Below are 12,809 nucleotides of genomic sequence, written 5' to 3'. Positions count from 1 at the left end.
CTCCTCAATTTCCGGGGTGGGGTCTGCGTGCGAGCACTTGCAGGATGAGCGTTGACATTTCTTCGACGGACTTGGCCGATGAGTCGATGACGGGCAGGTCGTGCGTGCGGTAGAGCTCCTCTGCACGTTTGAGTTCGTAGGTGCACTGTCGCAGGGACGCGTACGTCGAATCCGGGCGACGCTCCGTCCGGACCGCGCTGAGGCGGGCCGCGGTGGTCATGATCCCGAAGCACCGGTCCTGCAGGTGTCGGATCGGACGGGGTAGGTCGGTGCTGACGAGATCCTCGTCGACCAGCGGATAGTTGGCGACCCGCAAGCCGTGCTGCAATGCGAGGTACATCGTCGTCGGGGTCTTGCCGCAGCGCGACGGTGCCACCAAGATGACGTCGGCCTTGTCCAGCGTGCGCACACTCTGGCCGTCGTCGTGCTCGATCGCGTACTCCACCGCCTGCATCCGCGCGTTGTAGCGCTTGACGTCGCCGACACCGTGCAGGCGGGCAGGTGTCCGGGCGCCCCGGGTACCCAGGATCGCCTCGACCTGCTGCATGTGCATGTCGAAGAAATCGATCAGGGGCGCCCGGGTCTGCTGCAACTCGAGACGCACGTCGTCGAGCGCAGCCGTGACGAACACGAGCGGTGTCACACCGCGGTCCACGGCCGCGTCGATCCGTCGCACGACCTGACGGGCGTCGTCGGCGGTGGTGATGAACGGGATCAGCGTCCGGTCGAACCGGTGATCGGGAAAGTGCAGCAGGAGGGCATTGCCCATGGTTTCGGCGCTGATACCGGTGCTGTCGGAGAGGAAGAAGACCGGGATCAGGTCACCGGCATACGTCTCACTCACTCGGTCATTTCCCATCGGCCGACGTCACGTTGTGCCCTCTATCGTTGCGCAGGCGTTTCGTGGACTGTCGGGCAGGTCGCTTTACCAGCTGTTGGCGACGCGTTCACGGCACTGCGGACCCGGCGACGGCTCTCGCATATCGCTCCGAGATCAGCCGGAGCCGGGGGATGAGTTCGGCGGGGGACTCCACCGTGAAATCCATCATCAGCATGCCGATGTACACGGCGACGGTGTCGAGGCTGTCGGCGCCGGTGACCAGCACACAGTGGTGCTCGTCGATGGGCTCGACGGCTCCGACGGCGGGGTTGATCCGCGCCAGAACGTCCTCGGCGGGCGCGTCGACACGAAGACGCGCATGCACGTTCCAGCCGCTCTCGGCGATCGTGCGCATCGCGAAAGCCGTGTAGTCCCCACCGGGCAGCGGCTGAGGGTCGAAGCGGCGTCGTGTCGGCATTCGCAGGTCCATCCGGTCGATGCGATACGTCGTCCAGGTGTCCGCGCGCGGGTCCCGGGCGATCAGATACCAGCGGCGTTGCCAGCACAGAAGGCGGTACGGCTCCACCAGTCGGGGTTGGTCGTCGTAGTCGAACCGGAGCCACTCGACGTCGCGGATGGCCGCGGCGACGGCCTGCAGGACCGATGTGTCGACGTGCGGGTCGGGGGCATCGGTGCCGGTGTTCTCCGGTCCGTGCTCCACGCTCGAACGGATCGCGTCGATGGTGGGCCGCAGCCGCGCGGGGAGCATCTGCTCCAGCTTCGTTAGAGCGCGGGTCCCGGCCTCGTCGACACCTGCGATCCCCACGGCTGCGCGCAGCCCGACCGTGACCGCGACGGCCTCCTCGTCGTCGAGGAGCAGCGGTGGCAACCTGCCTCCGGAGCCGAGCCGATAACCGCCGGCGGCGCCACGGGTCGCGTCGACCGGATACCCCAGTTCACGTAGCCGATCGATGTCATGCCGGATGGTGCGGGTCGAGACACCGAGACGGTCGGCGAGATCGGTACCCGAGCATTCCCGGTGGGTTTGGAGCAGGGCGAGGAGGCCGAGTAGCCGCGCGGTGGGATCGGCCATCAGAAGTCCTCACAAGTCGGGTCTTTATTAGGAACAGATCCTACCTAATTGAGGAATATCGTCGTGACATGACCACAGCAACGCTCACCGTCCAACCGTTCACCGTGTCCGTCTCGGATGCCGAAATCGCCGACCTCGACGATCGCCTCGCCCGCACCCGCCTGCCCCAACCGTCACCGACCGACGACTGGGACGCGGGAACCCCGAACGACTACCTGCGCGACGCCGTCGATGCCTGGCGCAGCTTCGACTGGAAAGCGGCCGAATCCCGGATCAACGCGGTCCCGCACTTCGTCACCGAGATCGACGGGCAGGCCATTCATTTCATCCATGTCCGTTCCGCCGAGCCGGACGCCACTCCGCTGTTGCTGGCGCACACCTATCCCGGTTCGAGCGTCGACTATCTCGACATGATCGACCTACTGGTCGACCCGGTCGCCCATGGCGGTCGTGCCGAGGACGCGTTCGACGTCGTGATTCCCGACGCCCCGGGATTCGGGTACTCGCAGCCGGTCACGGCCGGGTGGACGACGGCCCGGGTCGCCGCGGCATACGACACGCTGATGCGTGGTCTCGGATACGACAGCTACGGCATCCACGGTTCCGACAACGGTGCCCTTGTCGCGCGAGAACTCGGGCTGATCGACCCCGAAGGCTTTCTGGGACTACATGTTCTGCAATTGTTCTCGTTTCCCTCGGGCGATCCGGACGAGTTCGAGAAGCTCGAACCGGCCGACTACGCCGGTCTCGAACACATGCAGTGGTTCCAGTCCGTCGGTGGCTACAACACGATGAACGCCTCCCGGCCCCAGACCGTCGCGGTGGGGCTCAGTGACTCGCCGGTCGGGTTGCTCGCGTACAGCGAGCTGTTCAACTCCTTCGGAAACGGGACCTCGTTGGTTCCGCTGGAGACCATCCTGCTCGAGGTCAGTGTGAACTGGTTCGCGAACGCCGCGTCCGGGATGAGCCGCAGCTACCTCGAGAACGCGCGCGCGGCAACCGATCCACAGGTGAACACGGCGCGCACCGGTGTCGCGGTCTTCGCCAGCGACTTCCAGACGATCCGAGTCTTCGCCGAACGCGACAACTCGAACATCGTGCACTGGAGCCGGTTCGACGAGGGTGGGCACTTTGCCGCCCTCGAGCGGCCCGACCTGGTTGCCGGTGACATCCGGCAGTTCTTCGCGGGAGGGCGATGAGTGCTCGGGTGGGCGACAGCCCGTTTGCCACAATGAACTCATGCTCACCCCGGATGATGTCCACAACGTGGCGTTCGGCCGACCGCCGATCGGCCGACGCGGATACAACGAAGACCAGGTCGACTCGTTCCTTGACGACATCGAGGAGACGATGCGCGAGTTGTACGCGAGGCTGGAGCGCTACGAACGAAACTGACGAGCCAGCGCCGTCAGTGCGCACCCGGGGTGACGTCGCCGATCTGCTTGCGTAGCACGAACGCTCGATCGCCGGTGGCCGGATCGCGCACGGGGAAGCCGTGTCTGGCATAGAACCGATGTGCGTCGACGTCGGGCTCGTCCACCTCGATCTCGAATTCGCCCGCGCCGCGTCGTGCCGCTTCGGCCACGGCCACATCGATGACGGCGCTGCCCAGGCCACGTCCACGCTCGGCCGGAACGGTGTACAGCTCGTCGAGGAGCGCGATCCCACCCGTCGACCAGACGTTGGTGCGAATGGTGACGAGGCCGAATGCCGTGATCGGAGATCCTGCCACGACGGCGAATGTCGACTCGGTGCCCAGTAGTTCGGCCAGTCGCTGCGCGAGAAACTCCGGGCCCGGTGTCGGTTCGTCGTACTCGCGATTGAAGGCGTCGAGCAGCTGGGCCAGGACGGAGATGTCGGAGCTGGTTGCGAGACGCGCGTCGGTGTGGAGGCTCATGGGTCACCCCCCGACGGCCGAATGACGTCGGTGTGCTGTGCGGCGTTCACGTACACCTCGGGGTTGCGGTCCGGTGTGGACAAGCCCTCGGCTTCGGGGACCGGCGAAGCCACGCTCGCAACGGATCACGAGGATGCACGGTTGACGAAATCGACAATCCCGCGCGCGAGCTCCGGTCCCTGGTCCTCCTGGATGAAGTGTCCGCCGCGCAGTCGGTCGTGGGGTTGCCCTGCCGCGCCGGGAATGTGGCGCTGCAGGGGGCCGTCGCCGCGACCGAGGATGGGGTCCTTGGTGCCGAACAGGGTGAGGAACGGCTTGTCCCACGACGCCAGCATTTCCCACGCCGCACGGTTCGCGGGGATGGCGGGGTCGTCCTCATCGAGCGGCACGAGCCGGGGAAACGCGCGTGCGCCGGCCTTGTACTCCTTGGTCGGGAAAGGCGCGTCGTACGCTGCGCGTTCGACTTTCGTGAGTCGGGTGAGTGATCCGGTGTCGACGATACGGCTGATCGGGAAGACCGGCGTCCAGCGAGCGAACGTGCGCCACACCAGAAAAGCTGCCGACGGCGACCTCTGGGCGGTCGGCAGGAACCCGTTCGCGATGACGATCCGTGCGAAGCGTTCCGGGTGTTCGGCCGCGATCCGTAGCCCGATGAGGCTGCCCCAGTCCTGTCCGAACAGGGTGATGTCATCGAGGCCGAGGGCGGTCACCATGCCGAATGTCCAGTCGACATGCTTCTGGTACGTGTAGTCCTCGATCGACGCCGGTTTGTCGGAGCGGCCGAACCCGATGAGATCGGGGACCACCACGCGCAAGCCGGCGTCGACGAGGGTGGGGATCATCTTGCGGTAGAGGTATCCCCACGTCGGTTCCCCGTGGAGCAGGAGAACGGTGTCACCGTCGCGTGCACCCTCGTCGACGACGGCCATGCGCACGCCGTCGAGGTCGAGGTACCGCGGGGTGTAGGGAAAGTCGGGGAGATCGGCGAAGCGATCGTCGGGAGTGCGCATGATATGAGGCACCCACTCTGCTTAGCACAGGGTGGCCCGACGGCACCGGTGTTCGTCCGATGGTGATCGCGGTCAGGCCGCCGGCTCGAACTCGGCCAGCATGGCCTCGAGTGCTGCCTGGTCGGCACCGACGAACGGTTCGGACTCCGGCGCGCCGAGCACGTTGTCGAAAAGCATGCCCGTCGCCTGTGACGGAGGGAGATGGCTACTGAGAATCCACGACGGATCGACGGCCCGGAGCTCGGAGACCATGTCCGCGAAACGATTCGGATCGACGTTGTGCACCCACGGACTGTCGACACCGGCCCAGAGCAATTGCCGATCCCGGATATCGGACTGTGGTGCGGCCGCCAGGTCGGGCACCGCGGCGTCGTCGGCGGTTTCCATCACCGCGCCGAAACAGTCGGAGGAGAAGCAGGCCCCGGTGCGGGAGTCGAGAAAGCCCGTGGTGGAGGGGCTGTCGAAGAGTGGTGGGCGGAATGCGCGCAGCGTGCGATCGCCCACGTCGAGACTCTGCCCGGGGTTGAGCAGGTGGACCCGGTCCATCGGGAGGGGGCGCTCGGTGGACAGGATGCCGACACCGAGGAATGTGGTGATCACCTTGGCCTGCGGAGCGGCGTCGAGGAGATCGTAGAGTCCGCCGGTGTGGTCGCGGTCGGGGTGGGTGAGCCAGATCCACCGCACATCCGCGGGATCGAGAACCGACGAGAGTGTGCCGAGGAAGTCACGGTCGGGAAGGCTCAGACCGGTGTCGACCACGACGGGCTGATCTGCATGGAGGACGAAGGCGTTGATCGGGAGATGGCCCAGCCCGGGAATCTCGGTCTGGTCGGCGAGGACACTCACATCGGCGTCGATTCGATGGATGTTCATGGGATTTCTTTCGTGTCAAAAGGGAACCAGGGTGGTGAGAAGGCCGTTTCCGGGCGTACGTCCGGACAGGATGCGGGTGAACTCGATCGCGTCGAGTTCGATTTCCGGTCCGCCCCGCCCGTGCGACCAGTGGCCGCCGGCCGGGCCGGTCAGGTTCAGGGAGAAGGGCCTGCCGTGTCGAGCGGCCCACTCGGCGACGACGTCTGCGACCAGCACACCGTCGTGGTCGGCGGTGATGGTGTGTTCGGCGCCGGTGGCCCGGGCGATGTCGATGCGGTGCATCCACGGATCGCGGGTGAGGATCACGTCGGTGAGGTACCCGGTGGTCCAGGATTCGGCTTCGCCGCCGAACTCGCCGGGAACACCGAGTGTGCGCCGCCGGATGAGGCCAGGTGTGCGCGTACGGCCTCGGACTGCCTTCGGTGCACGCTGTGCGTAGCTGTCGATGATCTGCTCGGGGCGCATGTGCCGCCGCTCCTCGATCTGCAGAGCAGTGAGCGCGTCGATGAAGAGCCCATCCTTTCGTCGGCGGGCTGTGCGCATCTGTCGGCGCTGTTCACGCAGGGTTGCGGCCATCTCGACCATGCCGAGCATGTGGGCGGACATGTCACGAACGGTCCAGCCCGGGCAGTCGGTCGTGGACACCCACTGCTCGGGTGTCAGGGATTGGAGCAGTTCGACGACGCGGCGATACTCGGTGGCGGCCAGACCCATCGCGAGATCGTGCTGCAGGGCAGCAGGTCTCGGTTGTGACGGAGTCCGAGCGGTCGTGTTCATCGCTGCGTCTCTTCGATTCCGACTGCGTCGCAGAACATGTCGACCATCCGATGCAGTTGACGTCGCCATCGATCCCCGCCGGGGTCATTGGCGAGCTGCTGGGCGGTGAAACCACTGAGCAGTGCGGTCCAGATGTCGAGGTCGTCCTGCATGGCGACACCTGCCTGGCCCAGCGATGTCCGCAGCGTCCCGTACTGCCGGAGGCTTTCGGCGTAGGCGGCATCGCTCGGCGTGAATCCGGGAAGGGTGCGCTGGAACATCAGTTGGTATCGGGCCGGATCGGCGGTCGCGAAATCGAAGAAGACCTCCGCGACCACCTGCAGTGCGGCACGCGGGTCGTCGGGAAGTTCCATGGCGTCGAAGTCGGCCCCGAGCTGCCGGTATGCGTCGGCGAACATCGCGTCGAACACGGCGTTCTTCGAGTCGACGTGAGAATAGAGCGAGGGCGGACGCATCCCGATCCGATCGGCGATCTCCCGCAAGGTCACCGACGCCAGCCCCTCGGCATGGGCGATGTCCCACGCTGCATCGACGATCTCGCGACGGGTTGCCTCACGACGTTCGGCACGCCTATCGCGATTAGGTGAAACTTTCATGGTTAGGAGTTTGAGCTCGCCGCGCACGCTCTGTCAAGAGGTCGGTGAGACGGGTTCGAGCCGGCGAGGTCATTCAGACGGCCGAGTGTCGGAGGTAGCCGTACAGCGCAGCGCGGTAGCCGCGGGTGTAGCTCGGTCGGTCGTCGTCGCTGTCGCGCGCCGCGGCCATGATCGTGGACGCATGATGTCGAGCCCACGCCGGTGGGAAAGCGTTGAGCCGGGTGTTGGCGTCGTCGAAACCCTGCCGGAACAGGTCCGGATCGAGGTGAGTGTCGGTGATGGTCAACGGGCCGAGCGCCTTTCGGCCAGAGTGCGGTAGAGCGTCGCCCGACTGACTCCCAGGGCCGCGGCGATGGATCCGACCGGCTGGCCGTCGGCGCGCATCCGTTCGGCGAACGCGACCTGATCACCGTCGAGTGCCCGAGGGCGGCCGACACCCGTGGCACCGTGCGTGCCGGCGCCGGACGTGCGCCTCGCCGGTCCGTCCGCCTTGTCGAGTTCGGCGAGTGAGGCGAGAACTCCGACGATCATCGCGCCGGTGGTGTCGTCGGTGTCGAGACCTTCGCGCAGTGACCGCAGTCCGATCTGGTTGGTGGAGAGCTCGCGCGCGGTTGTGAGAACCTCGCGCGTCGTACGGCCGAGCCGGTCGATCCCGACCACGACCGTGACGTCGCCGGGTCGTGCATATCGCAGCAATTCCGCGAGTCCCGGACGTCCGCCGGCGGCACGGGCGCCCACCGAATGGTCGCTGTAGATCCGCTGTGGATCGACACCCGCTTGCGTCAGGGCATCGAACTGGGACTCGAGCGTGTGGGGCTGCACGCCCACGCGGGCGTAGCCGAGCATCATGCCGATGTCTCCGATCGGAACTCCGGGACCATGCGACCACCCTATCTCAAAAAGGTCTCGAAATGTGGTTGGAGCCGGGTTGAATAATGAGACGTGTCGTCAGTCGCCGATCGCTCTTATGAGCTAAATCGGTTGCATCAAGGGTGCAGAGGTCTCGATATGGTTGACACGAGAATTTCGAGACCCTTGTATTTTGGGATTCATACGTTCCGATCCGGCGTTGGCCGTGACTTCCGGGACCAGCTCTCGACCGGTGCCAGCGCCGCGATCAGTGCCAGCAGAACGGCCAGTGGCGCCAGCAGCCACAACCCGCGCTGGGCCCACCAGGCGGCGGTGGGGTCGGTGAGCAGCGTGTGGCCGGTCCCCTCGAAGATCCGCACGACGACGACGTACGCAGTCATGTGCCACAGGAACACGGTCAGCGCCACCGCATTGACGGCGACGACGCACGTCCACACCTGTGGCCGACGCAGAAGGCGCGCCAACGGGGGAGTGATCACCGCCAGCAACCCGAGTTGAAAGACCGCGAGCGCAGCGATCGCAGCGTTGGTGGGAAAGATGTTCGACTCCATGTCGGTGGTCGCGACCATCGAGTGGGGGTACTGCGCGAACACCGTCAGTGCGATCAACGTGGTGAGTCCTGCGCCGGCGATCGCCGACCGCTGGAGCAGCGGGCGCCGACCCAGCTGGAACGTACGCCAGGCATAGCCGAGGTGATGACAGAAGACCCATACGACCGCCGCGGTCAGCCACTCGACCCATGACATGCCCAGGCCGCGGCCGAGTAGGCTGCCGAGGGCGATCAATCCCGCCAGGGCTGCGAGGACGGGCACCGGATGGCGGTTGTGCCAGGCCGCGGTGATCGGCAGGGTGACGATCAGCGGGATGTACACGATCAGGAACCACACGGGCACCAGGTAGCCGGGGAACCACTGCCAGATCCATCTGTGCGGCCCCGGCGCGACGGCAGAGACGAGTTCGTAGGTGAGCCACAGGAAGGCCCACACCGCAGTGGGAATCAAGAGTCGGCGCAGTCGATCGGCGATCAACCGCCCTGACGGGACTCCCTCTGCTCGGCTGCGCTGCCAGCAGGTGAGGTTCGCATAGCCGCCGACCAGGAAGAACATCGGCATGACCTGGAGGACCCAGGTGGCCGCCCAGGCCCACGGCACGTCATCGATCGGGTTGGGCATCGTGAGCGACTCGTCGGCGGCGCGGTGGGTGACCGACAATGTCCAATGCCACAGCACCACAACCACGATGGCGACTGCGCGTGCGGAGTCGACGACGCGCTCGCGCGATTGCGGTGTAGCACGCGCCATGCGGTTCATCCGCGTCGAGAGCCCGGCGAACAGTGGCCATCGATGTGCTTTCGCGGTCATGGTGGCGCGTTCCGGGACGGAGCCGACCCGCTCGGTGCAGGGCAACAGCGGATGTCGAGGACCACAACGCGAACATACTGCTCCCGCGGGGTCTTCCGGCGCCATCACGAATTTCACCGAGCCGATCCGGCAGCATGAGGAGAAGGTCCCTATCCTGCAGTCGTTCGGCATGAAAGGGTGGGATGCAACCGCGACTCACAGGCGAGGATCACGATGGCGGACACTGCAGCGACGACGACCGATGCCGTTCTCGAACGGGCCCTGGCGCTCGCAGTCCGTGCCCCGTCGGCGCACAACACCCAACCCTGGCGGTTCCGGAAGTCGGGCGCCACGGTCGACCTCTTCGTCGACACCGACGTCGCGCTCCGCAACGCTGATCCCGACGGCCGCGATGCAACTCTCGGTCTCGGGGCGGTGCTGCACCACCTCCGGCTGGCGCTCGCCGTGGAAGGCCGACACTGCGAGATCCGCCGGTTCCCCAGGACTTTCGATCCTGATCACGTCGCCCGGATCGACTTCGCGGCACCCCACACACCCACCGATGACGAAGCGGCGCTCGCGGAGGCGATAGGACGACGCCGTACCGACCGACGGGGCTACGACGACCGAGTGTTGTCGTCCGAGCAGCGCAACGACTTGATCGCGCGCGCGGCGCGGTACGACGTCCATGCACATCTGGTGACCGATGCCGAAAGGCGAGCATGCCTGTCCGCAGCGGCTCGCCGGGCGGCCGATGTGCACGCGAAGGATCGCGCCTATCAGCTCGAACTCGCGGCATGGAGCGGTCTTCGCGGATCGGATGAGGGGGTGCCGCTGCCCAACGTCGTCCGCCCCGACCCGGATTCGGAACTCCCGGCCCGCGCATACGCGGGAAGCGCCTTGGACGCGGCAACCGGACGCGGCGTGACCGGTGACCTCATCCTCATCGCCTCCGCGGTCGATGATCGCGCCGCGCAGCTGCGTGCCGGCGAGGCTGCCAGCGAGATACTGCTCGCCGCAACAAGTGTCGGATTGTCCACGTGCCCGGTGACCGAACCGCTGGAGATCGCGTGGCTCCGAGACGAGATCAGGCAGTCGGTTCTCGACGGTGGTGCGTTTCCACAGATCATCCTGCGGGTCGGATGGCCGATGACCGGCGCGCCCCCGGTACCGGTGTCACCACGGCGGCCGATAGAGGACACGCTGGTCGACGACATCCGGTAGGTGTGAAGGCATGTACATCCGATCGACCGTACGGCCCTCGCGATCTCTCGACGAGCAATTGCGGTGCACTGCCGTGGACAACCCGGCAGTCATCGTCGAACGGCCCGGCGACTGGCGGGATCTCGTCGTCCGACCACGAGAACACGCTGAGCTCGCACCACTGGTCGACCCGGTCGTGACCTTCACCGAAAAGATCCTCGCGACAGCGATCCCGGACTACCGGCACATCGTCGGCGGTGTCGCCCTGGTGATCCGGACCGGCACAGCCGCTCACGACACATACGCGAAATGGCAAGCGGGCCACGACGTCGGCTTCGGTGACGCGGTGAAACTGGTGGCCGGTGCGACGGGGGTGGCCGCGTCGGTCATCGGCAAGAATCCGTCGCACCTGCTGGGCCGAACCGTCAATCTGGCCGCCGACGGAGTGAGCGTGATCGCCAAGGTCAACGGGGCGATCGAGGTCGAGGAATTCCGGCCCGAAGACCAGCTGCTGAACACCTACACGCAGGTCGGCGGGCCCGGCGCCGAGCTACTCGCGGCCACGGCGGGACTTTTGAAGGCGGTGGCGGCGGTCGATTCCTCGCCGGGTGCAGACTCGGCGACCTCGGTGTTGCAGACCCGCCGAGACGGGTCGGCGACGGACATCCAAGACATCCTCGACAAGATCGGGCGCACGGCGGCGTCCCACGCAGTGCCGCCGGTTTCCGAGGCCTGAAGGGCCTGGCTCACCCCGGGAGGTTGCTCGGGCACCCACCGGTGTGCGGGTGCCCATCGCCGAGCGAACACGTCGTGCGACCGCACATCGCCGGTGTGATCCGTGTGCCCCACGATGTGGTGACCGAAGCCACATCGATCCCAGGAGGCGTGCATGATCACCCGCTCCACCCATTTCATCGACGGTTCATGGATTGAATCCGAGTCGACCGAAACCATCGACGTCACCGACGCCGGCAGCGGCGAGGTGATGGCGACCGTCCCCGCCGGAACGTCGTCCGACGTCGACAAGGCGGTGGCCGCGGCACGCACGGCATTCCCTGGTTGGTCGTCGCTCGATGTCGCCGAGCGGGTCGGGTATCTGAAACTGGCTGCCGAGGAACTCGCCCGTCGGCAGAACGAGATCGCGGGACTGATCAGCCGTGAGGTCGGCATGCCGTACGCGACCAGCAACGTGGTGCAGGTGGGCCTGCCGATGATGACGCTGTCGTCGGTGCAGCAGATCGCGCTGGACTTCACCTTCTCCGAACGTGTGTACAACTCGCTGGTGGTGCGCAAGCCGATCGGCGTCGTGGCCTCGATCACCCCGTGGAACTACCCGCTGCACCAGATCATGGCCAAGGTCGCACCGGCGCTCGCCGTCGGCTGCACGGTCGTGGCCAAGCCGAGCGAGGTGGCGCCGCTGAACGCGCTGGCACTCGCCGAGATCTTCGAGACGATCGGACTGCCGCCCGGCGTGTTCAACCTCGTCACCGGCTACGGCCCCACGGTCGGCGAGGCGATGGTGGCACACCCCGACGTCGACATGGTCACCTTCACCGGGTCGACCGCTGCCGGCAAACGCATCGGAGCGGTCGCCGCCGACACCGTCAAGCGCGTCGCACTCGAGCTCGGCGGCAAGTCCCCGTTCGTGGTGCTCGACGACGCCGATCCCGTGGCGGCAGTCACCGCCGTCTCCAACGCCTGCTACCTCAACTCCGGCCAGACGTGCATCGCACTGACCCGACTCATCGTGCCCGCCGCGCGCAAGGCCGAGTATGAGGCGATTGCGAAGGCCGCGGCGGAACAGGTCACGGTCGGCAACCCGTTCGACCCGGCGGCCGTCATCGGGCCGGTGGTGTCCGCGACACAGCTGGAGCGGGTGCGCGGCTACATCCGCACCGGCATCGAGGAAGGTGCCACGCTGCTCGCCGGTGGCCCGGACGCGCCCGAGGGACTCGACGGCGGCTTCTACGTGCGTCCGACGGTGTTCACCGACACCACTCCGGACATGCGCATCGTCACCGAGGAGATCTTCGGCCCGGTGCTCGTCATCCAGACCTACGAGACCGAGGACGAGGCAGTCGCCCTCGCCAACGACACGATCTACGGCCTGAACGCCGGCGTGTACTCGGCGGACGTCGACCGTGCGGTCGCGTTCGGGCAGCGCCTCGAGTCCGGTCAGGTGCAGATCAACGACGGCGCGTTCAACATCCACGCTCCCTTCGGAGGGGTCAAGCAGTCCGGCAACGGTCGCGAACTCGGTGAAGCAGGGTTCGACGACTTCCTCGAGACCATGTCCCTTCAGTTGCCCTGATCCACTGCTGCCCAACTCC

15 protein-coding genes are annotated in these 12,809 nt (G+C 66.4%); 5 read left to right on the top strand and 10 right to left on the bottom strand.

Features of this window, described 5'->3' with window-relative positions; genetic code table 11:
* Positions 1–4 precede the first annotated feature (4 nt).
* A complete protein-coding gene (locus V1Y59_RS16375) occupies positions 5–844 on the bottom strand; it encodes a pyruvate, water dikinase regulatory protein (RefSeq protein WP_330506015.1) in 840 nt (279 codons plus the stop codon).
* 103 nt (positions 845–947) lie between these two features.
* Positions 948–1,913 (bottom strand): helix-turn-helix transcriptional regulator, encoded by a 966-nt coding sequence (locus V1Y59_RS16370; protein WP_330506014.1) that lies wholly within the window; start codon positions 1,911–1,913, stop codon positions 948–950.
* A 68-nt stretch (positions 1,914–1,981) separates the two neighbouring features.
* Here V1Y59_RS16370 and V1Y59_RS16365 point away from each other — a divergent pair, with 68 nt between their 5' ends.
* Positions 1,982–3,112, top strand: coding sequence for an epoxide hydrolase family protein (locus V1Y59_RS16365; protein WP_330506013.1), 1,131 nt, complete (start codon positions 1,982–1,984; stop codon positions 3,110–3,112).
* Between the two features lie 40 nt (positions 3,113–3,152).
* Positions 3,153–3,308 carry a DivIVA domain-containing protein gene (locus V1Y59_RS16360; protein ID WP_330506012.1) on the top strand — a complete coding sequence of 52 codons (156 nt, stop codon included), beginning with the start codon at positions 3,153–3,155 and terminating at the stop codon, positions 3,306–3,308.
* A 13-nt stretch (positions 3,309–3,321) separates the two neighbouring features.
* Here the strand turns inward: V1Y59_RS16360 and V1Y59_RS16355 are convergent, their stop codons facing one another.
* The 8 genes from V1Y59_RS16355 to V1Y59_RS16320 all read right to left on the bottom strand — a co-directional run bounded on the left by V1Y59_RS16355 (position 3,322) and on the right by V1Y59_RS16320 (position 9,297).
* Positions 3,322–3,810, bottom strand: a complete 489-nt coding sequence (locus V1Y59_RS16355; protein ID WP_330506011.1) for a GNAT family N-acetyltransferase — start codon at positions 3,808–3,810, stop codon at positions 3,322–3,324.
* 125 nt (positions 3,811–3,935) lie between these two features.
* Positions 3,936–4,820 carry a haloalkane dehalogenase gene (locus tag V1Y59_RS16350; protein ID WP_330506010.1) on the bottom strand — a complete coding sequence of 295 codons (885 nt, stop codon included), beginning with the start codon at positions 4,818–4,820 and terminating at the stop codon, positions 3,936–3,938.
* A gap of 72 nt (positions 4,821–4,892) precedes the next feature.
* Positions 4,893–5,693 carry an MBL fold metallo-hydrolase gene (locus V1Y59_RS16345; protein WP_330506009.1) on the bottom strand — a complete coding sequence of 267 codons (801 nt, stop codon included), beginning with the start codon at positions 5,691–5,693 and terminating at the stop codon, positions 4,893–4,895.
* Positions 5,694–5,708: 15 nt separating this feature from the next.
* Positions 5,709–6,470, bottom strand: a complete 762-nt coding sequence (locus tag V1Y59_RS16340) for a maleylpyruvate isomerase family mycothiol-dependent enzyme (protein ID WP_330506008.1) — start codon at positions 6,468–6,470, stop codon at positions 5,709–5,711.
* Entirely contained in the window at positions 6,467–7,066 is a 600-nt protein-coding gene (locus tag V1Y59_RS16335) for a TetR/AcrR family transcriptional regulator (RefSeq protein WP_330506007.1), read from the bottom strand. Before V1Y59_RS16335 ends, V1Y59_RS16340 begins: the two co-directional genes overlap by 4 nt.
* Positions 7,067–7,139: 73 nt before the next feature.
* Positions 7,140–7,352: a hypothetical protein gene (locus V1Y59_RS16330; protein WP_330506006.1), complete on the bottom strand. Its 213-nt coding sequence runs from the start codon at positions 7,350–7,352 to the stop codon at positions 7,140–7,142.
* Positions 7,349–7,915, bottom strand: a complete 567-nt coding sequence (locus V1Y59_RS16325) for a recombinase family protein (RefSeq protein ID WP_330506005.1) — start codon at positions 7,913–7,915, stop codon at positions 7,349–7,351. The genes V1Y59_RS16330 and V1Y59_RS16325 overlap by 4 nt, the downstream gene beginning before the upstream one ends.
* Positions 7,916–8,115: 200 nt before the next feature.
* Positions 8,116–9,297 (bottom strand): acyltransferase family protein, encoded by a 1,182-nt coding sequence (locus V1Y59_RS16320; protein WP_330506004.1) that lies wholly within the window; start codon positions 9,295–9,297, stop codon positions 8,116–8,118.
* Between the two features lie 213 nt (positions 9,298–9,510).
* On the opposite strand from V1Y59_RS16320, the gene V1Y59_RS16315 reads away from it, so the two are divergent.
* The 3 genes from V1Y59_RS16315 to V1Y59_RS16305 all read left to right on the top strand — a co-directional run bounded on the left by V1Y59_RS16315 (position 9,511) and on the right by V1Y59_RS16305 (position 12,790).
* A complete protein-coding gene (locus V1Y59_RS16315) occupies positions 9,511–10,500 on the top strand; it encodes an Acg family FMN-binding oxidoreductase (RefSeq protein WP_330506003.1) in 990 nt (329 codons plus the stop codon).
* 73 nt (positions 10,501–10,573) lie between these two features.
* Positions 10,574–11,215 carry a hypothetical protein gene (locus tag V1Y59_RS16310; RefSeq protein WP_330506002.1) on the top strand — a complete coding sequence of 214 codons (642 nt, stop codon included), beginning with the start codon at positions 10,574–10,576 and terminating at the stop codon, positions 11,213–11,215.
* Between the two features lie 153 nt (positions 11,216–11,368).
* Positions 11,369–12,790 carry an aldehyde dehydrogenase family protein gene (locus V1Y59_RS16305; RefSeq protein WP_330506001.1) on the top strand — a complete coding sequence of 474 codons (1,422 nt, stop codon included), beginning with the start codon at positions 11,369–11,371 and terminating at the stop codon, positions 12,788–12,790.
* The last annotated feature ends 19 nt before the right edge of the window (positions 12,791–12,809 follow it).

Source organism: Gordonia prachuapensis (assembly GCF_036350515.1).
Classification (GTDB): domain Bacteria; phylum Actinomycetota; class Actinomycetes; order Mycobacteriales; family Mycobacteriaceae; genus Gordonia; species Gordonia prachuapensis.
Note: the sequence above shows the minus strand (reverse complement) of the source record. Positions and strands in the feature narration are given on the sequence as shown.